This is a genomic window from Rhizobium sp. SG570 (assembly GCF_012275345.1).
Classification (GTDB): Bacteria; Pseudomonadota; Alphaproteobacteria; order Rhizobiales; family Rhizobiaceae; genus Rhizobium; species Rhizobium lusitanum.
Genome location: NZ_JAAZQI010000009.1, coordinates 88,763 through 113,454 on the forward strand (window position 1 = coordinate 88,763; position 24,692 = coordinate 113,454).

At 60.4% G+C, this 24,692-nt stretch carries 27 protein-coding genes; 15 read left to right on the top strand and 12 right to left on the bottom strand.

The genetic code is table 11. The features are described 5' to 3' along the window. Positions 1-23 precede the first annotated feature (23 nt). The gene (gene ribB / locus FHT28_RS18910; RefSeq protein ID WP_037198581.1) at positions 24-1,127 is read right to left on the bottom strand and encodes a 3,4-dihydroxy-2-butanone-4-phosphate synthase; all 1,104 of its coding nucleotides are present in this window, start codon (positions 1,125-1,127) and stop codon (positions 24-26) included. 10 nt (positions 1,128-1,137) lie between these two features. Continuing rightward, the gene (aroC, locus tag FHT28_RS18915) at positions 1,138-2,235 is read right to left on the bottom strand and encodes a chorismate synthase (RefSeq protein WP_168597039.1); all 1,098 of its coding nucleotides are present in this window, start codon (positions 2,233-2,235) and stop codon (positions 1,138-1,140) included. 311 nt (positions 2,236-2,546) lie between these two features. On the opposite strand from aroC, the gene FHT28_RS18920 reads away from it, so the two are divergent. Continuing rightward, positions 2,547-2,807: a DUF1344 domain-containing protein gene (locus tag FHT28_RS18920; protein ID WP_037198584.1), complete on the top strand. Its 261-nt coding sequence runs from the start codon at positions 2,547-2,549 to the stop codon at positions 2,805-2,807. 113 nt (positions 2,808-2,920) lie between these two features. Here the strand turns inward: FHT28_RS18920 and FHT28_RS18925 are convergent, their stop codons facing one another. The 4 genes from FHT28_RS18925 to FHT28_RS18940 all read right to left on the bottom strand — a co-directional run bounded on the left by FHT28_RS18925 (position 2,921) and on the right by FHT28_RS18940 (position 6,331). Next, on the bottom strand, positions 2,921-3,517 hold the full coding sequence (locus FHT28_RS18925) for a histidine phosphatase family protein (RefSeq protein WP_037198585.1): 597 nt from the start codon (positions 3,515-3,517) through the stop codon (positions 2,921-2,923). A gap of 18 nt (positions 3,518-3,535) precedes the next feature. Then, positions 3,536-4,354, bottom strand: coding sequence for an enoyl-ACP reductase FabI (gene fabI, locus FHT28_RS18930; protein WP_037198586.1), 819 nt, complete (start codon positions 4,352-4,354; stop codon positions 3,536-3,538). A gap of 122 nt (positions 4,355-4,476) precedes the next feature. Then, positions 4,477-5,631, bottom strand: coding sequence for a DnaJ domain-containing protein (locus tag FHT28_RS18935; RefSeq protein ID WP_168597040.1), 1,155 nt, complete (start codon positions 5,629-5,631; stop codon positions 4,477-4,479). Between the two features lie 295 nt (positions 5,632-5,926). Beyond that, the gene (locus tag FHT28_RS18940) at positions 5,927-6,331 is read right to left on the bottom strand and encodes an RT0821/Lpp0805 family surface protein (RefSeq protein ID WP_245297432.1); all 405 of its coding nucleotides are present in this window, start codon (positions 6,329-6,331) and stop codon (positions 5,927-5,929) included. A gap of 118 nt (positions 6,332-6,449) precedes the next feature. Between FHT28_RS18940 and pdxH the strand changes: the two genes are divergently transcribed. Continuing rightward, positions 6,450-7,070 (top strand): pyridoxamine 5'-phosphate oxidase, encoded by a 621-nt coding sequence (gene pdxH, locus FHT28_RS18945; RefSeq protein WP_037198592.1) that lies wholly within the window; start codon positions 6,450-6,452, stop codon positions 7,068-7,070. 24 nt (positions 7,071-7,094) lie between these two features. Here the strand turns inward: pdxH and FHT28_RS18950 are convergent, their stop codons facing one another. Further along, a complete protein-coding gene (locus FHT28_RS18950) occupies positions 7,095-8,150 on the bottom strand; it encodes a polysaccharide deacetylase family protein (RefSeq protein ID WP_168597041.1) in 1,056 nt (351 codons plus the stop codon). Between the two features lie 227 nt (positions 8,151-8,377). Between FHT28_RS18950 and FHT28_RS18955 the strand changes: the two genes are divergently transcribed. Both FHT28_RS18955 and FHT28_RS18960 read left to right on the top strand, forming a co-directional pair. Then, complete coding sequence (locus FHT28_RS18955; RefSeq protein WP_047560678.1) at positions 8,378-9,667, top strand: D-alanyl-D-alanine carboxypeptidase; 1,290 nt, start codon at positions 8,378-8,380, stop codon at positions 9,665-9,667. Between the two features lie 108 nt (positions 9,668-9,775). Continuing rightward, positions 9,776-10,084 (top strand): pyrophosphatase, encoded by a 309-nt coding sequence (locus FHT28_RS18960; protein WP_047560760.1) that lies wholly within the window; start codon positions 9,776-9,778, stop codon positions 10,082-10,084. Positions 10,085-10,200: 116 nt separating this feature from the next. Here FHT28_RS18960 and tldD read toward each other — a convergent pair whose 3' ends face one another. Both tldD and FHT28_RS18970 read right to left on the bottom strand, forming a co-directional pair. Then, entirely contained in the window at positions 10,201-11,616 is a 1,416-nt protein-coding gene (gene tldD, locus FHT28_RS18965; protein ID WP_037198596.1) for a metalloprotease TldD, read from the bottom strand. A gap of 63 nt (positions 11,617-11,679) precedes the next feature. Then, complete coding sequence (locus FHT28_RS18970; RefSeq protein ID WP_037198632.1) at positions 11,680-12,300, bottom strand: invasion associated locus B family protein; 621 nt, start codon at positions 12,298-12,300, stop codon at positions 11,680-11,682. A 340-nt stretch (positions 12,301-12,640) separates the two neighbouring features. Here FHT28_RS18970 and coxB point away from each other — a divergent pair, with 340 nt between their 5' ends. The 6 genes from coxB to FHT28_RS19000 all read left to right on the top strand — a co-directional run bounded on the left by coxB (position 12,641) and on the right by FHT28_RS19000 (position 17,960). Further along, positions 12,641-13,531 (top strand): cytochrome c oxidase subunit II, encoded by an 891-nt coding sequence (coxB, locus tag FHT28_RS18975; RefSeq protein ID WP_037198600.1) that lies wholly within the window; start codon positions 12,641-12,643, stop codon positions 13,529-13,531. A 15-nt stretch (positions 13,532-13,546) separates the two neighbouring features. Next, positions 13,547-15,241 carry a cytochrome c oxidase subunit I gene (ctaD, locus tag FHT28_RS18980; RefSeq protein WP_168597042.1) on the top strand — a complete coding sequence of 565 codons (1,695 nt, stop codon included), beginning with the start codon at positions 13,547-13,549 and terminating at the stop codon, positions 15,239-15,241. A 59-nt stretch (positions 15,242-15,300) separates the two neighbouring features. Beyond that, the gene (locus tag FHT28_RS18985; protein ID WP_092572932.1) at positions 15,301-16,260 is read left to right on the top strand and encodes a heme o synthase; all 960 of its coding nucleotides are present in this window, start codon (positions 15,301-15,303) and stop codon (positions 16,258-16,260) included. Continuing rightward, the gene (locus FHT28_RS18990; RefSeq protein ID WP_037198606.1) at positions 16,257-16,397 is read left to right on the top strand and encodes a hypothetical protein; all 141 of its coding nucleotides are present in this window, start codon (positions 16,257-16,259) and stop codon (positions 16,395-16,397) included. The genes FHT28_RS18985 and FHT28_RS18990 overlap by 4 nt, the downstream gene beginning before the upstream one ends. Before the next feature lie 9 nt (positions 16,398-16,406). Next, entirely contained in the window at positions 16,407-17,018 is a 612-nt protein-coding gene (locus FHT28_RS18995) for a cytochrome c oxidase assembly protein (RefSeq protein WP_037198633.1), read from the top strand. Positions 17,019-17,081: 63 nt separating this feature from the next. Then, complete coding sequence (locus tag FHT28_RS19000) at positions 17,082-17,960, top strand: cytochrome c oxidase subunit 3 (RefSeq protein ID WP_037198608.1); 879 nt, start codon at positions 17,082-17,084, stop codon at positions 17,958-17,960. Between the two features lie 68 nt (positions 17,961-18,028). Here the strand turns inward: FHT28_RS19000 and FHT28_RS19005 are convergent, their stop codons facing one another. Beyond that, positions 18,029-18,679, bottom strand: coding sequence for a chloramphenicol phosphotransferase (locus FHT28_RS19005; RefSeq protein ID WP_168597043.1), 651 nt, complete (start codon positions 18,677-18,679; stop codon positions 18,029-18,031). Between the two features lie 150 nt (positions 18,680-18,829). Here FHT28_RS19005 and FHT28_RS19010 point away from each other — a divergent pair, with 150 nt between their 5' ends. From FHT28_RS19010 to rnhA, 5 genes are all read left to right on the top strand, one after another. Then, entirely contained in the window at positions 18,830-19,249 is a 420-nt protein-coding gene (locus FHT28_RS19010) for a DUF983 domain-containing protein (RefSeq protein WP_047560663.1), read from the top strand. Next, positions 19,242-20,003: an SURF1 family protein gene (locus FHT28_RS19015; RefSeq protein ID WP_168597044.1), complete on the top strand. Its 762-nt coding sequence runs from the start codon at positions 19,242-19,244 to the stop codon at positions 20,001-20,003. Before FHT28_RS19010 ends, FHT28_RS19015 begins: the two co-directional genes overlap by 8 nt. Positions 20,004-20,151: 148 nt before the next feature. Beyond that, positions 20,152-21,159, top strand: a complete 1,008-nt coding sequence (gene ispH, locus FHT28_RS19020) for a 4-hydroxy-3-methylbut-2-enyl diphosphate reductase (RefSeq protein WP_037198615.1) — start codon at positions 20,152-20,154, stop codon at positions 21,157-21,159. A gap of 34 nt (positions 21,160-21,193) precedes the next feature. Beyond that, on the top strand, positions 21,194-22,159 hold the full coding sequence (locus tag FHT28_RS19025) for a homoserine kinase (RefSeq protein ID WP_168597045.1): 966 nt from the start codon (positions 21,194-21,196) through the stop codon (positions 22,157-22,159). After that, on the top strand, positions 22,156-22,596 hold the full coding sequence (gene rnhA, locus FHT28_RS19030) for a ribonuclease HI (protein ID WP_034508264.1): 441 nt from the start codon (positions 22,156-22,158) through the stop codon (positions 22,594-22,596). The genes FHT28_RS19025 and rnhA overlap by 4 nt, the downstream gene beginning before the upstream one ends. A gap of 218 nt (positions 22,597-22,814) precedes the next feature. Here the strand turns inward: rnhA and FHT28_RS19035 are convergent, their stop codons facing one another. Together FHT28_RS19035 and FHT28_RS19040 are read right to left on the bottom strand one after the other, a co-directional pair. Then, entirely contained in the window at positions 22,815-23,195 is a 381-nt protein-coding gene (locus tag FHT28_RS19035; protein ID WP_168597046.1) for a pentapeptide repeat-containing protein, read from the bottom strand. Between the two features lie 549 nt (positions 23,196-23,744). Then, positions 23,745-24,563, bottom strand: a complete 819-nt coding sequence (locus FHT28_RS19040; protein ID WP_168597047.1) for an alpha/beta hydrolase — start codon at positions 24,561-24,563, stop codon at positions 23,745-23,747. Positions 24,564-24,692 lie beyond the last annotated feature (129 nt).

A 24,692-nucleotide genomic window follows, 5' to 3' on the forward strand; every position in this document is an offset into this window, starting at 1 on the left:
CATTCGCGGGCGAGATCAACCTCTCAGCAAATCTCCGTCTTGGCGATCTTGATGCCGAAGCCTTCGAGGCCGACATAGTGCCGTTCGCGGCTGGTCAGCAGCTTGATGGAGCTGACGCCGAGATCCTTGAGGATCTGCGCGCCTAGACCGATTTCCAGCCATTCGCTTTCGCGCGCCTGCGCCTCGGCATGGCTTTCACGCTCGGCCTGTCGCGCTTTGCGGCCATTGTCGAAATGGCCAACGCCCACGGAACCTTCGCGCAGATAGACGATGATGCCGCGGCCTTCTTCTGCGATCTTCTTCATGTAGAAATCGACGGGACGGCGCTTGCCGAAAATATCCTCGGCAACACTCTCGGGATGCAGGCGCACCGGAATGTCGATGCCGTCGCGGATGTCTCCGAAGACGACGGCGAGATGCTGCATCGTGTCCCAGGGCAGCGAATAGGTATGCGCGCGCGCCTTGCCGAACGGCGTGTCGATATCGAAGCTGGTGCCGAGCTCGATCAGCGTTTCCTTGCGCTGGCGATAGGCGATGAGATCGGCGACGGAGACCATCTTCAGCTCGTGCTGTTCGGCGAAGCTGACCACCTGCGGGCCGCGCGTCACCGTGCCGTCGTCATTGACGAGTTCGCTGATGACGCCGATCGGCGGCAGGCCGGCGAGCTTGCAGAGATCGACCGCGGCTTCCGTGTGGCCCGAGCGCATCAGCACGCCGCCTTCGCGGGCGACGAGCGGGAAAATATGGCCGGGGCGGACGAAATCGGTCGGGCCGACATTCGGATTGGCGAGGTTGCGCACGGTCAGCGTCCGGTCGTCGGCGGAAATACCCGTTGTCGTGCCGTGCTTGAAGTCGACGGAAACAGTGAAAGCGGTCGTATGGGCGGAATCGTTTTCCGCCACCATGGCATTGAGGTTCAGGCGCTTGGCCTCCTCGCGCGGCATGGGCGTACAGACGATGCCGGATGTATGGCGAACGATGAAAGCCATCTTTTCCGGCGTGCAATGAACCGCGGCAACGATCAGGTCGCCCTCGTTCTCGCGGTCGTTGTCATCCATGACGACGACGATTTCGCCGGCTTCAAAAGCCCGGATGGCATCGACAACGCGCTTCTGGTCGTAAGGCATCAAGAAATCCCTATCTCTGCCGGCCCGTCTGGCCGCGATCTCTCAGATAATGATCGGCAACGGCGCAGGCAACCATTGCCTCGCCGATCGGCACGGCGCGAATGCCGACGCATGGATCATGCCGCCCCTTGGTGCGCACGTCGACATTGTTGCCATCAGCATCGATCGATTGGCGTTCCGTCAGGATCGAGGACGTCGGCTTGATGGCGAAGCGGGCGACAACCGGCTCGCCGGTGGAAATGCCGCCCAGAACGCCGCCGGCATGGTTGGACAGGAAGATGCGGTTGCCGTCGTTGCCCATGCGCATTTCGTCGGCGTTTTCCTCGCCGGTCAGTTCGGCGGATGCGAAGCCTTCGCCGATCTCGACGCCCTTGACGGCATTGATCGACATCAGCAGCGAGGCGATATCCTGGTCGAGCTTGCCATAGATCGGTGCGCCGAGGCCTGCCGGCACACCTTCGGCCACGACTTCCACGACGGCGCCCACCGAGGAACCGGCCTTGCGGATGCCGTCGAGATATTCCTCCCATACCGGCACGATCGCAGGATCCGGTGCGAAGAACGGGTTCTGGTCCACCTGCGCCCAATCCCAGTTGGCACGGTTGATCTTGTGCTTGCCGATCTGCACCAGCGCGCCGCGGATTGTGACGCCGGGCACGACGAGGCGGGCGATGCCGCCCGCGGCAACGCGCGCTGCCGTCTCGCGGGCAGACGAGCGGCCACCGCCGCGATAGTCGCGAATGCCATATTTGATGTCATAGGTATAATCGGCATGGCCAGGGCGATAGCGGCGCGCGATCTCGCCATAATCCTTCGAGCGCTGGTCGGTATTCTCTATCAGCATCGAAATCGGCGTGCCCGTCGAGATCATCGTCTCGCCGTCCTCGTCCATCATCACTCCGGACAGCACCTTGACGAGATCGTCCTCGCGCCGCTGCGTCACGAAGCGCGATTGGCCGGGCTTGCGCTTGTCGAGCCAGACCTGAATGTCCTCGAGCCTGAAGCGAAGGCCGGGAGGGCAGCCGTCGACGATGCAGCCGAGCGCCGGCCCATGGCTTTCGCCCCAGGTAGTGACGCGGAAAAGATGACCGAATGTATTGTGCGACATGAAAAACGACCGGATTGGTGCGGTCTGCCGGGCAGGCCGCGTCTTGTCTCTTGCGATTGCGGCACACTCATAGGACAAAAAGCCGGTAAGACAAAATCTTTCTTTCCGCGATGGCGCAGTGCCGGTCTCCACCCTCCGTCATCGCCTCTTCGGTATGGTAAACAAGGATTAAGCCGTGCTGTGGATTGTGACAATGCATTTATCAATTGGGCAAGCAAAGTCACCGTTGTGGGCAACTTCCGCCATATTCGAAGTGTTTTTTAGGCTGCATAACAAATCAAAATCGAATTGACGTATAAAGGGTAACGACCATGCGCTTTTTTGTAGCGACGCTTTTGGCCACGGCAAGCCTGCTTGCTCCCGTCGCGGCCTTTGCCGAAAGCGCTGACGTCGAGTCCACGATCAAGAAGGTCGATACGAAGAATTTCAACATTACGCTGGACGATGGCAAGAACTATCAGGTGCCGGAGGATTTCGATTTCAACGGTCTGAAGGCCGGCGTGAAGGTTGTTGTCTTCTACACTGAGGTCGACGGCAAACGCGTCGTCAACGATCTCGACATCGTTCAGTAAATATTGATGCCGCCGGACAAACTGGCGGCTCGTGAACCGTGTCACCGGCTGTGTTGACGTGTTGTTTTATCCCGGTCCGGAAGAAAGCTGCCGCGTACTTTTCCGGGGCTGCCTCAGATCCAGCCGATGATCTTCATCTGTGGATCGACCTTCAGAATCTGATCCTGATGGATCGGAATTTCCGCCGCCTCTTCCTTTGCGACATCGCCGACCAGACGGAACAATGTGCGGATGACGCCGCCATGCGTGACGCAGACGGTTGGCCGTTCGACCGAGGTCAGCCAGGAGCCGACACGCCAGGAAAGGATTTCATAGCTTTCCGCATCTTCGCCGGGCGGGATGAAATCCCATTTGCCGGCCTTGCGCTCAGCGAGGCGCTCGGGTTCGGCAGCCTTCAATTCCCTAAGCGTGAAGCCTTCCCAGGCGCCGAAGGACACCTCGACCAGCCGTTCGTCGGTGCCATAATCCTTAGGCGGCAGGCCCATGGCCTCCCGCGCGATCTCCATGGTCTCGCGGGTGCGCCGCAACGGGCTTGCGACGAAATCGAACGGCTTGTTTTCGAATGCGAGGATTTCGCGAAGGTCGATGCCATTCTGCCGCGCCTGTTCTCGGCCGATGGCGTTGAGGTCGATGTCCTTCTGCCCCTGCAGGCGGCGCTCGGCATTCCAGTCGGTCTGACCGTGTCGGATCACATAGAGGATGGGCGGCACGGTCAGATTTCCTGTTGATCAGTCCTTCTGGACGGAAATGTCGGGCGCGTCCACGGACTTCATGCCGATCGTGTGGTAGCCGGAATCGACGTGATGGATTTCGCCGGTAACGGCTGTCGACAGGTCGGACAGGAGATAGAGAGCGGAGTTGCCGACTTCGTCGATCGTGACAGTCCGCTTCAGCGGCGCGTTGTATTCATTCCACTTCAGAATATAGCGGAAATCACCGATGCCGGAGGCAGCGAGCGTCTTGATCGGGCCTGCCGAAATCGCGTTGACGCGAATGCCGCGGCCGCCGAGATCGACGGCGAGATAGCGCACGCTTGCTTCCAGAGCAGCCTTGGCGACACCCATGACGTTGTAATGCGGCATGACCTTCTCTGCACCATAATAGGTCAGGGTGATCATCGAGCCGCCATCATTCATGATTCGCTCGGCGCGCTGGGCTACGGCGGTGAAGGAATAGACGGAGATGTCCATCGTCCGCGTGAAGTTATCGCGGCTGGTATCGAGGTAACGGCCGGTCAGCTCATCCTTGTCGGAGAAGGCGATGGCGTGCACGACGAAATCGATCTTGCCCCATTTCGCTTCCAGCGCGTCGATGACGGCGTCGATCGTCGCGGGCTCGGTAACGTCGCAATGGCCGGCCATGAAGGCGCCCAGCTCCTGAGCCAACGGCTCGACGCGCTTCTTCAAGGCATCGCCCTGCCATGTCAATGCGATTTCGGCTCCGGCTTCCGAACAGGCTTTGGCAATACCCCACGCTATCGAACGGTTGTTTGCTACGCCGAGGATGACGCCGCGCTTGCCTGCCATGAGGCCAGTGGTTTGAGCCATATTCTGCTCCCTTGAACTTTCGAATGATCCTGCCTATGGCATAGGCCGTCCCCCTGTTCAAGCATCGTCAGGATCATCAACTGTTAGGGATCGTAACAAAGGGTGCTGTTTTCACCAAAATTTCACAGGAAAAGACCTTCCCGCATGCTGCGCATCAAATCGGTAATCTTATCATCCGGTTTTTCCCACAGCATCAGTCGCAATTCCACGACGAGATCGCCATTTCCGCCGTTTCCGTCCGGTAATCCCTCGCCGTGGACTCGGATAATCTGATCCGAACCGGACCAGGCAGGCACCGTGAGCTTGACCGGCCCGCTCAACCCTTCGACTGTCGTCTCGCAACCGAGCACTGCATTTTCGATGGTAACCGGCAGCGTCGTGCGGACGTCATGGCCGTCGAGTGTGAAACGCGCGTCGGTGGAGAGATGGACGGTGACCGCCACATCGCCACGCAGCATCCCCTGAAGCTTCAATCCCTGTCCCTTCAGATGAAGCACCTGGCCGTTGCCGATATCCGTCGTCGCCTGAAAGCGCGCCTCGCGACCATCGGATAGCGGAACGGTGATCCATCGCCCCTTCAGCATGTCGTCGAGCGTTACAGTCGCTTCGGCCGCGACCTCCGGGGTCTTTTCGGGCTTGTCCGGCACGCTGCCCGTGAAGCGACGCACGATGGAACCGAGAATGCGGAAGGGAGAGCGCGCTCCGACAGAGGCGGTCCCCGTTGCCAGCTGCTCCTCTTCCGCCCGCTGTTCTTCCATCGCGGCCGCGTTCGGCTCGCGCTGCTTCTCTGCCTGTTGCGCGCTCATCTCGGATGCAGCCTGGTCCTGCTGCGCGCGGCCGGCTTTCACGCCGAAGATCCGCTCGACCATATCTTCCGGCGCCTCGCCTGCGCCGGCCTGTTGTCCCGAAGCGGCGGCTGCCGCTGCCTTGCGGGCGTTTGCGCGGGCAAGCTCCTCCATCACCCTTTCGGCATTGGCGCGGGCAACCCTGGCACGCTCCGCGGCTTCACGGGCAGCCTGTCGCTGTTGAATGATGGTCTGCTCCGCGGTCTGGCCCTTCGCTTCGGCCATACGGGCGACTTGATCGTAGCGGCTGCGCTTTTGCGGATCCTTCAACGTTTCATAGGCGCGGCCGATTTCGGCGAAACGCTCCGTTGCCGTCGGATCACCCATATTGTGATCGGGATGGGCGGTCTTTGCGAGATTTCGCCAGGCTGCCTTGATTTCGCCCGCCTCGGCATCTCTTCTTACGCCCAGTATCTTGTAAGGATCGCGCATTCCTGTAGCCACCGTCTTATGGGTGTGCCTGGCCCCACGGCGGCACCCCGAAACAAAAACACAACGATCGCACCTCGTTTTCTCGCGTCCCCGAAGGGGGCAAGGTCGATGCGCGTACGAGCTGATCCTGCGGGAATAGTTGCTAATCAGGCGTTACGCCGGACAGTGGGTGGCGCCCTGCATCTTCGGGGATGGTTAGCCAATTACTAACGATCGCTGCCAGATATGGGATTGCATGCGGAGCGCGTTGTTCCGCCAGGTCTCTTCGCGAGCCGGAAAAAGGGAGGGGCGGCGGTCAGCCGGCCTGTTGAAAGCTCAGCAACTGCCATTCGCCCTGACCGATGAGGCAGGTCCGGCCGGAGAAATTGGCGATGCCGTCATAGGAATGGCGGGTGGTGCGAAACTGGCGGCAGACAAGACCCGCGGCATTGCTCTCGACGATCGTGCCGATGACGCCCGCGCTGCCGGTGGAGGCATTCGCCCAAGGAATGGGTTGTCCGTTAAGCTTGTGAAGATCCGCAGAGGTCACGGCGTTGCGCACCGTCGCTTCGTCGGAGATGCTGTCGGTGGTTACCGGCGCAGTCGGGACCGTGCCCGTCGATACGCTGCGGTCGACCTTGGCCGAGCTCAGATAGTCCATGCCGCCGCCGACGCAGCCGCCAAGGGTGAAAAAGGAGACAAGGGCGACAGCCGTCGTCACGCCTTTTGCAAGCTTGCGCTTTGTATGAACGGTCGACTTTGCTATGACTTCCACCCGGATATCTTGGCCTGCCTGAGAGGCTGGCGATTTTTAGGAATTGCGGAGCATTTGAACTAATATGTCGGAAAACGAGTTAACAAGCGGTGACTTCACCGAACAGAACGAGCCTTTCACTCTTTTCGCGGCCTGGCTGCGCGAAGCAGAGACCACAGAGCCAAATGATCCGAATGCGGTTGCCCTGGCAACGGTGGATGGGGATGGATTGCCAAATGTCCGCATGGTCCTTTTAAAGGGTTTCGATAGCGACGGATTCGTATTCTATACGAATTTCGAAAGCCAGAAAGGTCAAGAAATTCTTTCCCAAAAGAAAGCAGCCATGTGTTTCCACTGGAAATCGCTGCGTCGGCAGGTGCGCCTGCGCGGATTGGTTGAAGTGGTGAGCGACAAGGAGGCCGATGAGTATTACAAGACGAGGGCGCGCGGCAGCCGCATCGGCGCCTGGGCTTCGAAACAGTCTCGCCCTCTGGAGAGTCGGTTTGCGCTGGAAAAGGCCGTTGCGGAATATACGGCCCGTTATGTCATAGGCGACATTCCACGCCCGCCCTATTGGTCCGGCTTCCGTATTCGGCCGCTGTCGATCGAATTCTGGCACGATCGCCAATTCCGCCTGCACGATCGAATCGAATTTCGCCGCGACGTGCCTGAAGGCGCGTGGCAAAAGGTGCGGATGTATCCGTGAGGCCTACGCCGTTGTCCGGCGGGCCTACGCCGTTTCCCGGCGACCCATCAGCCGCAGGGGGATGCCGGAGGCGAGCGCCGCGGCATAGCGCGCCTTCTGGTAATGACCGTTCAGGGATAGTCTCGGCAAAAGCGTGAGGGCATTGGCGTTTGCTGTAATCGTTCCGGGGCGTGTCGTGACGCCGACCGAGAAGCCGAGCTCCGCGGCAAGCCTGCCTTCGCGCGGCGAGACTGCCTGGGCCGTGCCATAGGGATAGGCGATCGCCATCGGCCGCCGTCCCGTAATATCGGCCACATAGTCGGCCGAGAGCGCCATTTCGACCGCAGCCTCCGCTTCGGGCAGCCTGGCCAGCGCCCGGTGGCTCACGGTATGCGCGCCGAGCGAAGCCAATGGATGATGGGCGAGATGCCTCAACTCCGTCCGGTCCATGATCGACGCGCTCACGATGTCGAGCGGCTCCAGTCCCTTCTTTCGCGCAATGTCATCGATCCGGGCGATGGCCTCGCTTTCGTCGCTGTCATGAACGAAGGCAGCGAAGCGCGCAAAGGCGGCGTATCGCTGGCTCTCCTTGCCGAGCGGCAGAAATTCCTCACCGGCGCCGAAATCGAAGGTCAGCCGATCCAGCCGACCAAGCAGCTCAGCCAGCGTTTCCCACCAAAGGCTATGAGTCCGCTCTGAAAGCCCCTGGGCAACGAAAACGGTGAACGGCGTGTCGTGGCGGGCGAAGATCGGCAGGGCATGATCGAGATTGTCGCGATTGCCGTCGTCGAGCGTGAAGGCGACGAAGGGTGGTTTGTCATGAGCGTTCGCCACGCGCTCCGGCAGCGCATCGAGGGCAATGAAATCATAGCCATCCTGCTTCAACCGGACGATCGTGCGGTCGAGAAAATCGGGCGAAACCTCGAGATGTGCATTGGGGGCGAAGCGGTGGGGGAGGGCGGGGCGAACGTGATGCAGGGTGAATATGACGCCCATGCCGGCAACGTCTCGCATCAGGCCTGCGCCTTTAAGAATTGCGGCGGCTTCCAGCCCGCCGGAGATCATCGTGCGCTTGAGGCGGACCTTGATGCCTGGTTCCATGCGGCTTGACCCGGTTGACGAATGTCAAGGCTGTAGCGCATCCTCCGTTAAGTCTTGCTGAATCTTTGCCATATTTCCAATGCGTTAACAGTTATTTTACCAGGAAAGACAAAATTGAGGAACTATCGAGGCTATTGCCTCAATATCGCACCGATATCAGGTTTTTTGTCGCAAAATCATACAGGGATTGATGCGGTGTGTTGGCATTCATTCGGTTGGGGACAATTATGAAAAGACTTTTGATGGCCCTGTCGGCGGCCGTCTTGCTGTTGAGCGCTCCTGCGGCGAGCTTCGCCGGCAGTGCCTATTTCATCATGGATGCGAAGACCGGCAAGGTCCTTGCATCGAGCAATGCCGATGATCTCAACCATCCTGCATCGCTGACCAAGATGATGACGCTGTACCTGACCTTCGAGGCGATCCATCGCGGCAAGCTGAGCTGGAACACCAGGATCCCCGTATCGAGCGCCGCCGCGTCCAAGCCCCCGACCAAACTCGGCTTGAAGCCCGGCGGCACGGTCACCGTCCGCGAAGCCGTCGACGGCATGATCATCAAGTCAGCCAATGACGCCGCTGCTGCGATGGGCGAAGCTCTTGGCGGCAGCGAAAGCGGCGTTGCCCGGCTGATGACGCAGAAGGCACGCGAACTCGGCATGCGCCGCACCGTTTTCATGAATGCTTCTGGCCTTCCGAACATGCAGCAGGTGACGACCGCCCGCGATATGTCGACGCTTGCCGTCGCCCTCATCAACAACTACCCCCAGGAATACCGGCTCTTCTCGCAGGCAAGCTTCAACTATCGTGGCCGATACGTTCGCGGCCATAATAACCTCATGTATCGTTACGAGGGCATGGACGGCATCAAGACCGGCTACACCAACGCCTCCGGCTTCAACATCGTCAGCGCCGTGCGTGACGGCAACCGTCGTGTGATCGGCGTCGTCATGGGCGGCGCGACTGCGCGTAGCCGAGATGCACTGATGGCGTCGCTGCTCGATCGCAACGTGCCGAAGGCGAGCCCGGTTTCGACATCGCGGCTCGTTGCCAGCATCGGCAACATCAGGACGAAGCAGGTCGAAGTGGCATCGGCGTCCGACGACGTCGCCGTGGATATCGACGCGCAGACCACCGCCACGACGCGCAAGCGTCTGGAGGTCGCTCCGGTCGCTCCGCTGGCATATGCCGCCACGTCGAACGTCACCGTGCCGATGGATCGTCCCGTCGCGATGGACGAAATCATGAGTGCCGGCAAGCCCGCTGCGACCGGCGGCTGGCAGGTGCAGATCGCCGCCACCCCAAGCGCACAGGCCGCCAAGGATATTCTGTCCGAGGCGAAGTCTAGGACTGGCAATGCCCTCGCCAACGCCTCGCCCTATACGGAGGCGTTCGGCAAGGGCGGCAACACGGTCTATCGCGCCCGCTTCGTCGGCTTCTCCACCCGTGACGATGCAAGCTCGGCCTGCGCTGCGCTGAAGCGCAAGGATTTCGATTGCATGCTGCTGCCGAACAAGGGCTGAGCATAGCGATAGTTCGAAAAGTCGAGCCGGCAGGGCAAAAAATCCGCCGGCTCGACTTTTTTGATGGAATCGTTCATTGATGTCTGGAACATAAAGGGAACGATATCGATGCTATCCGAACTGATCCAGCAATTCGAAACAGCCTCCGCGGCCTATGCCGCCGACAATGGCCTTGAGCGCGACGACGACTGGTTCGTCCTGAAACTTCAGGAGGAGATGGGCGAGCTCACGCAGATCTGGAATAAGACGACAGGCCGCGGGCGACGCAGGGGCATGAGCGACGAGCAGCTGGCGACGGCGCTCGCGGATGAAACGGCCGATCTGCTCGGCCATGTCCTGCTTTTCGCGCATCGAAATGGCCTCGATCTCGCTGCCGCAGTCGAGCGCAAGTGGTGCTTTCGCCCTCGTGAGGATTGAGGGTGAGGGGCGGTCTAGAGCAATTCCAGGAAAAGTGCGTAGCGGTTTTCCGTCCGGAATTGCGTAAAAACAATAGCATAGAGCGGTCAGGCGATTCCGTGAAACGCGTTACCGCTCTAGGCCTTCGTGCCGCCCACCGTCACCTGATCCATCCTCAGATGTGGCTGGCCCACGCCGACGGGAACCCATTGGCCGCCCTTGCCGCAATTGCCGATGCCGGTATCGAGCTTCATGTCGTTGCCGATCATCGAGACGCGCTTCATGGCGTCGGGGCCGTTGCCGATCAGCATGGCGCCCTTGATCGGCGCGCCGACCTTGCCGTTCTCGATCAGATAGGCCTCGGTGCAGCCGAAGACGAACTTGCCTGATGTGATATCCACCTGGCCGCCGCCGAAGGAAACGGCGTAGACGCCCTTCTTCACCGATGCGATGATCTCTTCGGGCGTCTTGTCGCCGCCGAGCATATAGGTGTTGGTCATGCGCGGCATCGGCGTGTGGGCATAGCCCTGCCGACGACCGTTGCCCGTCGCCTTCATGCCCATCAGGCGGGCGTTCTGCCGATCCTGCATGTAGCCGACCAGCTTGCCGTTCTCGATCAGCACGTTATAGGCCGAGGGCGTGCCTTCGTCGTCTACCGTGATCGAGCCACGGCGGCTTTCGATCGTACCGTCGTCGACGACGGTGACACCCGGTGCGGCGACCATCTGACCCAGCAGTCCGGCAAAGGCCGATGTTTTCTTGCGGTTGAAATCTCCTTCCAGCCCGTGACCGACGGCTTCATGCAGCATGACACCCGGCCAGCCGGATCCGAGCACGACATCCATCGTGCCGGCAGGCGCATCGATCGCCTCCAGATTGACGAGTGCCTGGCGCAGTGCCTCGTCGGCGCCGTGGCGCCAGTTGTCCTGCGTGATGAAATCACCGAAACCGATGCGGCCGCCCGTGCCGAAGGAACCGGACTCCTGCCGGTCGCCGTCACCCACGACGACGGAGATATTGATGCGGGTCATCGGCCTGATATCGCGCACGCGATGGCCGTCGGCGCGCAGAATGTCGACCACCTGCCAGCTTGCGGCGATGGATGCCGTCACCTGGCGCACCTTGCCGTCCTTGTCGCGCAGGTAGCTGTCGATCTGCTGAAGCAGCTTCGCCTTATCCTCGAATGTCGGCGCGCCGATCGGATTCTCGTCGCTGTAGAGCACCTTGTTGGTGCGCTGCGGCGCGGCCGCATAGGAGCCGGCGTAACCCGCCGTGACGGCGCGCACGGCATCGGCGGCCCGCTTCAGCGCAGCTTCGGAGAGATCGCCCGCATGGGCGTAGCCGACCGCCTCGCCGGCGACGGCGCGCAGGCCGAAGCCCTGTTCTGTGTTGAAGCTGCCGCCCTTCATCCGTCCATTGTCGAATGTCAGCGATTCCGCCTGGACATGCTCGACGAAGAGTTCGCCGTCATCGGCGCCTGAAAGCGCCTCGGCGACGATGCCGCGCAGCTTGGTTTCATCGGCATCGAAAAGAGTAAGGAGATCGGTATTCATGGGTCAGGTGCTCCGTTCAGAGCCGATGTAGGCTTCGCATGGCGCAAGAGCAAGCCCATCCCCTCAGGGAAGGGCGTCGTAGCCTTCTGCAAAGCCCTTCAGATCGACCGGAATGCCAATGCCTTCCTCCGGCGACTGGAAGACGATGAAGGTCGCGGTGGCGCCGCTGCGCAGCGTCTTCAGCAATTCGTCCTCGAGCACGACTTCCGCATAGCAGCCGTCGGCAAAGCAGCGCACGAAATAGGCGCGACCGATATCCTTGCCGTCGATATTGAGGCCGAGGCCGTTCGGCAAAAGCACGCCGAGCGGCGCGAGCACGCGCAGGATCTTTGACTTGCGATCGGCGGTCTTCAGGACCACGACGGAAAGGCCGATCTCCGGGCGATCCTCTGCGATCACGTTCTGCATCAGGGCGCACTGCTCGGCAGAAGCACCCGCCGGCTTGTCGCAGACGACGGACCAGGCCCCGTGGCTCGAGCGCACCGTGCCCGGAGGTTGTGGAACCTGGCTGGTCGGAACTTGCTGCGTATGGGGCTGCGGCTGGCCCTGTTGCTGGGGTTGCAGCTGTTGGGTCTGCTGCGCCGGCTGAGTCTGTTGTGCCTGCTGCGCCCATGCAGGCACAGCGATCGATGCCGCAATGCTGCCGGTAACAAGCCAAAGCCGGGCAAGGGAACGAAAACCCATGGAAACCTCTAGATTCGAATCAGTGCCGATATTGTTGAAGCCCAGGCTGGCAAATGAAAAGCCCCGCGTGCTGGATTCCAATCGACTACGGCGGAAATACGACGTGTACTCCATTTTGTCCGTGTGACGCCATGGACCGCGATGCAATTTTTCGTATGATGATGAAATGCTTGCCATGTCCGGCAGGCAAAAGGGGACGGCATATTCGCGCAAAAATGCCGCACTAACAAATGGCGGGAGTTGTTGCGGAGTACCCCAAACTGTGGTTTGAAGCGCAATAGACTGTAGGGATACTGCGTTTGAGGTTGATCTGGGATCAAACGCTGGAGGGAGAGACATCGTGATTAAGAGAGCTTACGCGGCTCTGACGGCTCTGATCTGTCTGCTTTTCGCGACAGGCAGTTATGCCGATCAGCCGAGACCTTGGGAAACCGGTATGCAGGAGGCGGCGACCGGCAATATGCATCAAATCCGCTGGTTTGAGGCGTACACGCTTTGGTTTATCATCCCGATCACGCTGCTTGTTCTCGTCCTTCTGGTCGTCGTTATCGTGAAATTCCGGGCTTCCAAAAACCCGGTGCCCTCCAGGACGAGTCACAACACGCTGGTCGAGGTCGCCTGGACCATAGGTCCTGTCCTCGTCCTTCTGTTCCTGGCCATTCCTTCCTTCAACCTTCTCACTGACCAGCTGACTTTCCCGGAGCAGACGGACGTGACCGTCAAGGCGACGGCGACGCAGTGGCAGTGGAACTATGAATACGAGAACAGCGGCACCACGCCGCTCGCCTTCGATTCGTTCATGTTGAAGGAGCCGGATCGGGCGGCCGCCGGCAAGGAAGACAAGTCGAAATATCCTCGGCTCCTTGCCGTCGATAACGAGATGGTGGTGCCGATCGGCAAGAACGTCCGTGTTCTCGTCACTGCCGCGCCGACCGATGTCATCCATTCCTTCGCCATGCCTGCCTTCGGCATCAGGATCGACGCTATTCCTGGCCGTCTGAACGAGACCTGGTTCAAAGCTGACCGCGAAGGCCTGTTTTACGGCCAGTGTTCCGAGCTCTGCGGCAAGGATCACTCTTTCATGCCGATCGCCATCCGTGTCGTCTCCGACGATCAGTACAAGCAGTGGATGGCTTCCGCTGCAACTGATCTGAGCAAGGCGAACAAGGCTCTGATGGCCGCCGTCGACCAACCGGCAACCGTCAAGGTCGCTGAAAACACGGCGAAATAAGGAGGGGTAGGGACAATGGCTGGATCCACGGCACACGACGATCATTCGCACGATCTTCAGGACGCCCATGCGCATGACGATCATCACACTCACACGCCAAGCTTTGCCGAGCGCTGGCTGTATTCGACGAATCACAAGGACATCGGCACGCTCTATCTGATCTTCGCGATTTTCGCGGGTGTGATCGGTTTCCTGCTGTCCGTTGCCATCCGCATGGAATTGCAGGAGCCCGGCATTCAGATCTTCAGCGGTCTGGCGTCCATGGTCTATGGCTATTCGGGCGATGCCGCCATCGACGGCGGCAAGCAGATGTACAACGTCTTCGTGACAGCCCACGCGCTGATCATGATCTTCTTCATGGTCATGCCGGCGATGATCGGCGGCTTTGCCAACTGGATGGTGCCGATCATGATCGGCGCGCCTGACATGGCGTTTCCGCGCCTGAACAACATCTCCTTCTGGCTCATCGTTCCGGCCTTCCTGCTGCTCATTCTTTCGATGTTCGTCGAGGGTCCCGCGGGTGCTTATGGCGCGGGCGCCGGCTGGACGATGTATGTACCGTTGTCGGGTACCGTCGGCCATCCGGGCCCAGCGATCGATCTGGTGATCTTCGCGCTGCATCTTGCCGGCGCCTCGTCTATCCTCGGCGCGATCAACTTCATCACGACGATCCTCAACATGCGTGCCCCGGGCATGACGCTGCACAAGATGCCGCTGTTTGCCTGGTCGGTGCTGGTCACTGCCTTCCTGCTGCTCCTGTCGCTGCCCGTTCTTGCCGGCGCCATCACCATGCTGCTGACCGACCGCAACTTCGGCACGACGTTCTTTGCGCCGGAAGGCGGCGGCGACCCGCTGCTTTATCAGCACCTCTTCTGGTTCTTCGGCCATCCGGAAGTCTACATCCTGATCCTGCCCGGCTTCGGCATGATCAGCCACATCATCTCCACCTTCTCGCGCAAGCCGATCTTCGGCTATCTCGGCATGGCCTACGCCATGGTTGCGATCGGCGCGGTCGGCTTCGTCGTCTGGGCCCACCACATGTACGTGACCGGCCTGTCGCTCGACACGCAGCGCTATTTCGTGTTCGCGACGATGGTCATCGCGGTGCCGACCGGCGTGAAGGTCTTCTCGTGGATCGCGACGATGTGGGGCGGCTCCATCGAGTTCCGCACGCCGATGATCTGGGCGCTCGGCTTCATCTTCCTGTTCACGCTCGGCGGCGTCACCGGCGTTCAGCTCGCCAATGCCGGCCTCGACCGCGAATTGCACGCGACCTACTTTGTTGTGGCACACTTCCACTACGTGCTGTCGCTCGGCGCGGTCTTTGCGATCTTCGCCGCCTGGTACTACTGGTTCCCGAAGATGACCGGCTACATGTACAACGAGCGGATCGGCAACTGGCACTTCTGGATCACCTTCGTCGGTGTGAACATGGTGTTCTTCCCGCAGCACTTCCTCGGCCGCGCGGGCATGCCGCGCCGCTACATCGACTATCCGGATGCTTATGCGGGGTGGAACTTCGTGTCCTCCATCGGCTCCTATGTCGCAGCGGTAGGCGTTTGCTTCTTCTTCTGGGGCGTTATAGATGCATTCGTGAAGAAGCGCGTTGCAGGCAACAATCCCTGGGGTGAGGGTGCAACCACGCTTGAGTGGCAGCTTTCGTCGCCGCCGCCGCACCACCAGTGGGAAGAGTTGCCGCGCATCAAGTAAGCCTGTTTCCGGACGCCGTGATGAGCGGCGTCCGGCTCAACTGACAATTGGAAGAGAGAATGACGGTCATCGACAATCACGAAGCGCTCGCAAAGAAAGGCGAAACCGGCTTGTCGGAAGCGAGTGCACGCGATTATTTCGAGCTTCTGAAACCGCGGGTCATGTCGCTGGTCGTCTTCACCGCCTTTACCGGCCTGGTGCTGGCTCCCGGTCATATCAATCCGATTCTCGGTTTCATCGCCATTCTTTGCATAGCCGTGGGTGCCGGCGCATCCGGCGCCTTGAACATGTGGTATGATGCCGATATCGACGCGGTGATGAGCCGCACCGCGCGCCGGCCGATACCCTCGGGCCGCATCAGGGCCTCCGAAGCGCTGGCGTTCGGCCTCGTGCTGTCAGGTTTTTCGGTGGTGATCCTCGGTCTTGCCGTCAACTGGCTCTCCGCCGGGATACTCGCTTTCACGATTTTCTTCTACGCCGTCATCTACACGATGTGGCTGAAGCGTTCGACACCGCAGAATATCGTCATCGGCGGCGCCGCCGGCGCCTTCCCGCCTGTTATCGGCTGGGCCTGCGTCACCGGTAGTGTGTCGATCGAGAGCATCGTGCTCTTCCTCATCATCTTTCTCTGGACGCCGGCGCATTTCTGGGCGCTGGCCCTGTTCAAGATGGGCGACTACGAGGCCGTCGGCGTCCCGATGCTGCCGAACGTCGCTGGTATCCCCACGACCAAGAAGCAGATCGTCGTCTACGCCGTGCTGACCGCCATCGTCGGTGTGGTACCGGCTTTCATGGGCTTTGCGAGCCTGGGTTACGGCGTCGTCGCCGCGGTGCTGGGCGCGATCTTCGTGCACTGTTCCATCGCCGTCTGGCGCATGGCCGATGGCGACAAGAAGATGGTTCCGGCAAAGAAGCTCTTCGGCTTTTCCATCATCTATCTCTTTGCGATCTTTTCCGCGCTGCTGATCGACCGGCTCATTGCCGTGTTGATGTCGAGCGGCGGCGGAGGCTGGCTATGATCGACCTCGTCAAATTGACGGAAGCACAGAAGAAATCGCGGCGAGGGCGCAATATCGCGCTCGGCCTGGTACTGGCCGGCCTGGTGATCCTGTTCTACACGATCACCATCATCAAGGTCGGCACCGGACACGGTTGAGGAGGGATGATGGAGGAGGAGGTCACGAAGAGCGCAAGAACCGGCACCCGTAACAACGGGCTGGTCGTTGCCATGTGCCTGAGCTTCGTCATCGGCATGAGCGCCATGTGTGCCGCCGCCGTGCCGCTTTATCGCATGTTTTGCCAGGTTACGGGCTACAACGGCACCACGCAGCGTACGGAACAGGTATCCAGCGTCATTCTCGACAAGTCGATCCAGGTTTCCTTCGACGCCAATGTCGCGCCCGGCCTGCCCTGGGATTTCAAGCCGGCGCAAAAATCGGTGAATCCGAAGATCGGCGAGACGATTGAGGTCAAGTTCCTGGTGGAAAACAAGTCCGATAAGGTGGAGCGCGGCCAGGCGATCTTCAATGTCACGCCGCTCGAAGCCGGTGTCTATTTCAACAAGGTCCAATGCTTCTGCTTCAATGAAACAGATCTCGCGCCCGGGGAAAAGCGCGAGATGCCGGTGGTCTTCTACGTCGATCCTGAAATCACCAAGGCTGCGGAAACCAAGTCGATCAACGCGCTGACACTGTCCTACACATTCTACCCGCGGGAGGGCGCAAAGCCCTTGGCGTCGAATGACGGCGCAGTGCAGCCGGCGGAAAAAAAACTTTGATGGAGAGTGCTTTTCGGGTTCACCGGAAGCAATATGGGAAAAAGTTATTCGGGGATTGCTGACATGGCCGAAGCGCATCAGAAGAAACACGATTATCATATTATCGATCCCAGCCCATGGCCGTTCATCGCGGCCATCGGGGCCTTCGTGATCACCTTCGGCGGCGTCGGCTTCATGCGCTACCTCAATGGCGGCGCGCTGCATCTGTTCGGGATCAACTTTGCGCAGCCCTGGCTGTTTTTCATTGGCCTGGCTGTCATCCTCTACGTCATGTACGGCTGGTGGTCGGACACGATCAAGGAGGCGCATGAAGGCGCGCATACACGCGTCGTCTCGCTGCACCTGCGCTACGGCATGATCATGTTCATCGCCTCCGAGGTGATGTTCTTCGTCGCCTGGTTCTGGGCCTATTTCGACGTCAGCCTGTTCCCGAACGAGGCGATCCAGGCTTCGCGTACGGCTTTCCTCGGCGGCCAGTTCCCGCCGAAGGGTGTCGAGGTGCTCGATCCCTGGCACCTGCCGATATACAACACCATCATCCTGCTGCTGTCGGGCACGACGGTCACCTGGGCGCACCATGCGCTGCTGCATGGCGACCGCAAGAGCATGATCCAGGGGCTGACGCTGACAGTCCTTCTCGGCGCGCTGTTCTCCTGCGTGCAGGCCTACGAATATGCGCACGCACCCTTCGAGTTCAAGAACTCGATCTATGGCGCGACCTTCTTCATGGCGACCGGCTTCCACGGCTTCCACGTGTTGATAGGCACGATCTTCCTGCTGGTGTGCCTCGGCCGCGCCATCAGGGGCGATTTCACTCCGAAGCAGCATTTCGGCTTCGAGGCGGCCGCCTGGTACTGGCACTTCGTCGACGTCGTCTGGCTGTTCCTGTTCTTCTGCATCTACATCTGGGGCAGCTGGGGTGCGCCGGTCGCGGCCGGCTGATCGCCAATATCCCCTTGCAATGAAATGGAAGGCGGGCACCAGGTGTCCGCCTTTCTGTTTGGGCGGCTTCAGCCGCCCGCCGCAAGCCGCTCGAATGCCGAGGGGCTCGGAATGCCGCGATCCAGAGCCTGCTTGATCTCATCTGCGCATGCCTGCGGGCTTTTTGCCGAGGTATCGACCTCCAGATCGTAGATGCCGGGCCGATGCACCTCTTCCTGCCAGGCAAGCACCGGCGCGGGAACGGCCATATCAGGGCCGATCGGAACGTAGATTCCTTGCCTCTCCGGGCTTTCCGCCAGCCGCCGCTGCATCACCACGTCGAGCGAACAGCGCACGCCGACGAATAGAACCGGCAACCCGGCCAATTGCCTGGCGCAATCCGCCAGAATGCCGAGCGGGCGCGAATAGGCGTCGTGATGGCCGAACTCGGCGACGACATTCAAGCCCATGCGGCTGTGTGCGGCGATCGACGCATACAGTGCGGCATAAAAGCGCGGAATGAGCGGTTCGAGATCGGGCCGCTCGCCGCCGGGGCGCAGGCCGATGCCCGGACGGTAGCGCGCCGGCGTGATGTGCCTGATATAGGCGTCGACGCCGAGATTGACCCACACGCCGTCGAATCCGGCCTGGATGGCCTCGACGATGCTGGATTTTCCCGACCGCGGCGCACCGTTCAGGATGATGATGCGGCCCGCTGAGCCACCGTCGCGATGTTCCATGAAATAGGTCCCTTTTGCATATATTCCGGCCCGAATGCGACGATGTCAGAGCTTTTCGATTGGACGGACGCACCCATCGCCGCTACTGATGATGATAGGGGGCGGGATCGGAATGCTCGTCCGCAATGACAGGCCGATCGAGACAGAACTTTGACCTCAGAGCAAGACAAAGGCCCCGACGGGGCACCCCGTGATGACAGCACCCTCTTTGCCCCCGTCGATCCGTTCAAGGTCGGTATCCAGGGATGTTGCCCGCGCTGCGGCCATGGCAAGCTCTTCGATGGATTATTGTCGATAAAGCCGCGTTGTTCCGCCTGCAATCTCGACTATACGTTTGCCGATGCCGGCGATGGGCCGGCGGTCTTTGTCATCCTGATCGTCGGCTTCATCGTCATCGGTCTGGTCCTGTGGATGCAGATCAATTATGCGCCGCCGGTGTGGGTCTATATCGTGCTGTTTGCGCCGCTCACCATCATTCTGTCGCTGCTGTCCCTGCGGTGGTGCAAGGGCATTCTGATCGCGCTGCAATATCGCAACAAGGCCAGCGAAGGGCAGATCAGTCGTGACTGAGTCTGCTGTATCAGTCCGCCGCGCCAATCCTCTGTGGCAAATCGGCAAGGCGCTGATCCTGCTCGCCGTCCTTGTCATCCTGGTTTGTTTGGGCACCTGGCAGGTCCAGCGGCTGCACTGGAAGGAAGGCCTGCTGGCCGACATTGCCGCGCGCAAGGATGCGCCTGCCGTGCCGCTGTCGGCGATCGAGGCGATGGCCGCTTCCGGCGGCGACATAGAATATCGCGTGGTGACTACCACCGGTCACTATCTCAACAACAAGGAACGGGACTTCCTCGCCACCTATGCAGAGGAGCCGGGCTTTCACATCTATACGCCTTTGCAGCTTGACGATGGCCGCTTCATCTTCGTCAACCGGGGTTTCGTGCCGTCCGAGGCCAAAGAGCCGGAAATGCGCAAGCAGGGCCAGCTGACCGGCGAGCAGACCGTCACCGGCCTTGCACGCGCCAAGCTCGTCGACCGGCCCTCGGGCATGCCGGACAACGATACGGTCAAGAACATATTCTTCTGGAGGGACCTGGATGCGATGGCATCCAGTGTCGGGCTGCCCAAGGACAAGGTGCTGCCCTTCTTCATCGATGCCGACAAGACGCCCAATCCTCAGGGCTTGCCGATCGGCGGCGTGACCATCATCGATCTGCCGAACAGCCACCTGCAATATGCGGTGACCTGGTATGGCCTGGCGGTGGCGCTGGCTGCCATCGTCGCGATTTCCTGGTGGCGCAAACATCATCCGGACGCGCCCTCACAATAGAATAGCTTCATTTCGATGGAATATTCGGCTAGAGCATGATCCCAAAAGTGCGCAGCGGTTTTTGGACAAGATCATGCGGACTAAACGGAGCAGGCGGCAGGGCGCACCTATCTATAGCTCTGCCACTGTCGCGGATTTCGGAAGAGACATGAACATAGCCGTTTCCAAACCTGACCTGACCATCCGGCTTTGCGGGCCGCGCGGCTTTTGCGCCGGCGTCGATCGCGCCATCCAGATCGTCGTGCTGGCGCTGAAGGCCTATGGTGCGCCGGTCTATGTCCGCCACGAGATCGTGCATAATCGCTATGTCGTCGAGGGGCTGGAAGCCAAGGGCGCCATCTTCGTCGAGGAGCTGGACGAGATCCCGGCCGAGCATCGCGCCCAGCCGGTCGTGTTCTCCGCCCATGGCGTGCCGAAATCCGTGCCGGCCGATGCCGATGCGCGCAATCTCTTCTATCTCGACGCGACCTGTCCGCTGGTTTCCAAGGTCCACAAGCAGGCCATGCGCCACAATCGCCTCGGCCGCCATGTCGTCCTCATCGGCCATGCCGGTCATCCGGAAGTGATCGGCACCATGGGCCAGCTTCCCGAAGGCGCCGTGTCGCTGATCGAGACTGTCGAGGATGCCGACGTTTACGAGCCCGCCGATCCTGATAATCTCGGCTTCGTGACCCAGACGACGCTTTCGGTCGATGACACCGCCGGCGTCATCGCGCGGCTGCAGGAGCGCTTTCCCAATCTCACCGCCCCATCAGCCGATTCGATCTGCTATGCCACCACGAACCGCCAGGAAGTGGTGAAGGAGGCGGCTCCCGGCTGCGATCTCTTCATCGTCGTCGGCGCGCCGAATTCCTCCAATTCCAAGCGCCTCGTCGAAGTGGCGCTGCGAGCAGGGGCGACGAAATCTGTGCTCGTCCAGCGCGCTTCGGAGATCGACTGGGACAATATCGGCGACATCAGCACTGTCGGCCTTTCGGCTGGTGCATCTGCGCCAGAGGTCATCGTCAACGAGATCATCGAAGCGTTCCGCGCCCGCTACAATGCCGTCGTGGAGCTTGCCGAGACGGTGAAGGAAACCGAGAATTTCCTCGTCAATCGCGAGCTGCGCAGCATCGAGCTGACGACCGCCGACATGGCCTTCGTCAACGGCGAATAACCGATCCCAAAGCGCCCAAATTCAGGACTGTTTCGTGGCTGTTTATACCGATATTACCGAAGACGATTTGAAGTGGTTCCTGACGGAGTATGATGTAGGCGAACTGCTCTCCTATAAGGGCATTGCCGAGGGAGTCGAGAATTCGAACTTCCTGCTGCACACGACGCGCGATCCGCTGATCCTGACGCTTTATGAGAAGCGCGTCGACAAGGGCGACCTGCCGTTTTTCCTGGGGCTGATGCAGCATCTGGCAAGCCGCGGCCTGTCCTGCCCGCTGCCGTTGCCCCGCCGCGATGGCGAGCTGCTTGGCCATCTCTCCGGCCGCCCTGCCGCCCTGATCTCCTTCCTCGAAGGCATGTGGCTGAGGAAGCCCGAGGCGCATCATTGCCGCGAGGTCGGCAAGGCGCTGGCCGCCATGCATGTTGCCGGCGAGGGCTTCGAGATCCGCCGCCCGAATGCGCTGTCGCTCGAGGGTTGGCAAGGGCTCTGGGAAAAGTCCGAGGCGCGCGCCGATGAGGTCGAGTCCGGCCTGCAGAACGAGATCCGCAGCGAGCTCGATTTCCTTGAGCACCATTGGCCGAAGGACCTGCCTGAAGGCGTCATCCACGCCGACCTTTTCCCGGACAATGTCTTCTTCCTGGGCGACACGCTTTCCGGACTGATCGACTTCTATTTCGCCTGCAACGATCAGCTCGCCTACGATGTCTCGATCTGCCTCAATGCCTGGTGCTTCGAGAAGGACCACGCCTACAACATCACCAAGGGCATGGCGCTGCTCGGCGGCTATCAGAGCGTGCGCCCGCTGAAGTCAGCCGAAATCGCAGCACTGCCGACGCTCGCGCGCGGCTCGGCGCTGCGCTTCTTCCTGACCCGCCTTTACGACTGGCTGACGACGCCGGCCGGCGCCATGGTCACCAAGAAGGACCCGATTGAATATCTGCGCAAGCTGCGCTTTCACCGCCAGATCGCCTCCGCAGCCGAATACGGGCTGAAGGCATGAAGCATGTCGATATCTTCACGGACGGCGCCTGCTCCGGCAATCCCGGTCCCGGCGGCTGGGGCGCGGTGCTGCGCTACGGCGACGTCGAAAAGGAACTTTTCGGCGGCGAGGCCGAGACCACCAACAACCGCATGGAGCTGCTGGCGGCGATCTCGGCGCTCAACGCGCTGAAGAGCCCCTGCGAGGTCGATCTTCACACCGACTCCAAATATGTGATGGACGGCATCTCCAAATGGATTTTCGGCTGGAAGAAAAACGGCTGGAAGACCGCCGACAAGAAGCCGGTGAAGAACGCCGAGCTATGGCAGGCGCTGGAAGAGGCCCGCAACCGGCATCAGGTCACGCTGCACTGGGTGAAGGGCCATGCCGGGCATCCCGAGAATGAGCGCGCGGATGAGCTGGCGCGCAAGGGGATGGAGCCGTTTAAGCGGAAGTAGGGGGTTGGTGGTGTTGCTGGGCTACAACGCTTGATAGCCGCTTTGCGCCTTCTTTCCGGCCTTTCCTGCTGCACTTATGAGTACCTAAAAGCGGACAGTCGGGCACATCGACAGCACGTCAGCGCCGGGGTGGGAACCGATCAGTCAGCTTCCGGGCTGACAATGCGCGAAAGCGGACTTCCAATGTCGCAAAAATCTGTCGCGCAAGAAGGGCTTCTTTAGGTTTTCGTCTTTTCATAGGCCATGAATAGATCGGTTACGAGAACGCCGTTGATCCGCATCCCAGTCAAATCGGCGTCTTTGATGTCTGAATCCGCCAGTGTGACATCGCGTATGATCAATCGCGATAGATTTGCGTTCGTGATGGTGGCTCCGGACAGATTGGCGTTGTTAAAGCGCGCGTCTGCAAGGCAGATATCGTCAAAAAGCGCTTCGCTTAAATTGGTGTCGGTGAATTTTGCCTTAGTCAAAACAGCGTAAAATCGCGCGTCTGCGAGGTCTACACCATCGAAATTAGCGCCCGACATATCGGCCCGCTCGTAATGCGTTCCCTGCATCTGAGGGCCATCAAATGGGTTGTGTTCTTGGTGATCGCTCATTGTTCCTCCGGTCAAACATGATTAGGCCCTAAAGAATGCCAGATTGCACAGTCATTTGCGACCGTCGAATCTGAAACTAAAACGAGCCCAGGCCGGTTCTGGCCATGCCGTTTGTCGCGAGATTCCCCAAAACATGCGGCAGCTTCGGCCACCTTAGCGTCCGGATTGAGGAACGTCATTCATGACGACCAGCGGCAGCGAAGGGGTCGCAAGCAGTCGTTGTCGTTCGGACCAGCGAACGGCAGCTTTTTCACTGGCGCCGCCCAAAATCGCCGGACGAAAAGCGGTCCCCTTGCTGTTGAGACGCCACGGCAGGTTCGCGCCCCCATTTCGGTCGCTCAGACGCGATCAGTGATCTCCCAAAGCTGCCATCGAGCTGAGCGCCATAAAACGCAAAGACGAAAGCAACGCCAAGCTGAAGTTCCTAAAGGCCGGAGGCCGAAAAACTGGAACGCTCTACGTACCAGCACCAACAGGTGTCACCCGGCGCTGCCGGGTGACAGATCGTCCGGCCGACGTTGGGTAACGGCCGCGGTCCGGTCGATGTCGTCAAGACCTGATGAACGAGAGCAGGTCGGGGTTAAGGACATCCGCATGTGTGGTCAGCATGCCATGGGGGTAGCCCGGATAGGTCTTCAGCGATCCGTTCTTGAGCACGTCAACCGCACGCGGCACCGAACTTGCAAACGGAACGACTTGATCGGCCTCGCCATGCATCACCAGCACCGGCACGGTGATCTTCTTCAGGTCTTCTGTATAATCTTCGAGCCAAGAGGCAACAGTCGCGTAGTGAGCGAGGGCACCGCCGGCCATTCCCTGACGCCACCAGTTCGCGATGATTGCCTCCGAAGGCTTGGTGCCATCGAGGTTATAACCGTAAAACGGGTTCTCAGGGACGAAACGGAAGAACTCCGACCGGTTGCCCAGCACGCCCGCCCGGATCGCTTCGAACCACTCCGGCGACTGACCGGACGGGTTTTCCTCGCTCCGATACATGTTCGGCGTCAGGGAAGCGACCAGTACCGCCTTCGCGACGCGCTCTTGGTGGCGGGCGACATAACGAGCCACCTCACCGCCACCCGTGGAGTGGCCGATGTGGATCGCGTCGCGCAGGTTGAGGTGCTCGGTCAGGGCCGCGAGGTCGGCAACCCAGTGCTCCATGTCATTACCGGTGGCGGGCTGGTCGGACCGGCCGTGGCCGCGCCGATCGTGCGCGATCACCCGGTAACCGTGATGAAGGAAGAACATCATCTGGGCATCCCAGTCGTCCGCCGACAGCGGCCAGCCGTGACTGAATACGATCGGCTGGCCTGAGCCCCAGTCCTTGTAGAAGATGTTTACGCCGTCTTTAGTAGTGATCGTGGGCATCGAATTGCTCCATTATATGAAGTCATTGAAAGGTTGACTAAAAGGGCTTTCGCCGCAGATGGCAGTTGGCCTGTAGCGCCATCCGTCGGCACGGACGCCGTGGCAGAACACGATGGTGGGTTTAGACTT

Excerpts from the sequence above, each read along its gene's own strand:
- FHT28_RS19005 (WP_168597043.1), bottom strand. The coding sequence starts at position 18,679 with ATGGAACATCGCGACGGTGGCTCAGCGGGCCGCATCATCATCCTGAAC.
- FHT28_RS18970 (WP_037198632.1), bottom strand. The coding sequence starts at position 12,300 with ATGGGTTTTCGTTCCCTTGCCCGGCTTTGGCTTGTTACCGGCAGCATT.
- FHT28_RS18985 (WP_092572932.1), top strand. The coding sequence starts at position 15,301 with ATGACGGTCATCGACAATCACGAAGCGCTCGCAAAGAAAGGCGAAACC.
- rnhA (WP_034508264.1), top strand. The coding sequence starts at position 22,156 with ATGAAGCATGTCGATATCTTCACGGACGGCGCCTGCTCCGGCAATCCC.
- FHT28_RS19040 (WP_168597047.1), bottom strand. The coding sequence starts at position 24,563 with ATGCCCACGATCACTACTAAAGACGGCGTAAACATCTTCTACAAGGAC.
- pdxH (WP_037198592.1), top strand. The coding sequence starts at position 6,450 with ATGTCGGAAAACGAGTTAACAAGCGGTGACTTCACCGAACAGAACGAG.
- aroC (WP_168597039.1), bottom strand. The coding sequence starts at position 2,235 with ATGTCGCACAATACATTCGGTCATCTTTTCCGCGTCACTACCTGGGGC.
- FHT28_RS19035 (WP_168597046.1), bottom strand. The coding sequence starts at position 23,195 with ATGAGCGATCACCAAGAACACAACCCATTTGATGGCCCTCAGATGCAG.
- FHT28_RS19000 (WP_037198608.1), top strand. The coding sequence starts at position 17,082 with ATGGCCGAAGCGCATCAGAAGAAACACGATTATCATATTATCGATCCC.
- ispH (WP_037198615.1), top strand. The coding sequence starts at position 20,152 with ATGAACATAGCCGTTTCCAAACCTGACCTGACCATCCGGCTTTGCGGG.
- FHT28_RS18990 (WP_037198606.1), top strand. The coding sequence starts at position 16,257 with ATGATCGACCTCGTCAAATTGACGGAAGCACAGAAGAAATCGCGGCGA.
- FHT28_RS18995 (WP_037198633.1), top strand. The coding sequence starts at position 16,407 with ATGGAGGAGGAGGTCACGAAGAGCGCAAGAACCGGCACCCGTAACAAC.
- fabI (WP_037198586.1), bottom strand. The coding sequence starts at position 4,354 with ATGGCTCAAACCACTGGCCTCATGGCAGGCAAGCGCGGCGTCATCCTC.
- FHT28_RS18950 (WP_168597041.1), bottom strand. The coding sequence starts at position 8,150 with ATGGAACCAGGCATCAAGGTCCGCCTCAAGCGCACGATGATCTCCGGC.
- FHT28_RS18920 (WP_037198584.1), top strand. The coding sequence starts at position 2,547 with ATGCGCTTTTTTGTAGCGACGCTTTTGGCCACGGCAAGCCTGCTTGCT.
- ctaD (WP_168597042.1), top strand. The coding sequence starts at position 13,547 with ATGGCTGGATCCACGGCACACGACGATCATTCGCACGATCTTCAGGAC.
- tldD (WP_037198596.1), bottom strand. The coding sequence starts at position 11,616 with ATGAATACCGATCTCCTTACTCTTTTCGATGCCGATGAAACCAAGCTG.
- FHT28_RS18955 (WP_047560678.1), top strand. The coding sequence starts at position 8,378 with ATGAAAAGACTTTTGATGGCCCTGTCGGCGGCCGTCTTGCTGTTGAGC.
- FHT28_RS18960 (WP_047560760.1), top strand. The coding sequence starts at position 9,776 with ATGCTATCCGAACTGATCCAGCAATTCGAAACAGCCTCCGCGGCCTAT.
- ribB (WP_037198581.1), bottom strand. The coding sequence starts at position 1,127 with ATGCCTTACGACCAGAAGCGCGTTGTCGATGCCATCCGGGCTTTTGAA.
- FHT28_RS18935 (WP_168597040.1), bottom strand. The coding sequence starts at position 5,631 with ATGCGCGATCCTTACAAGATACTGGGCGTAAGAAGAGATGCCGAGGCG.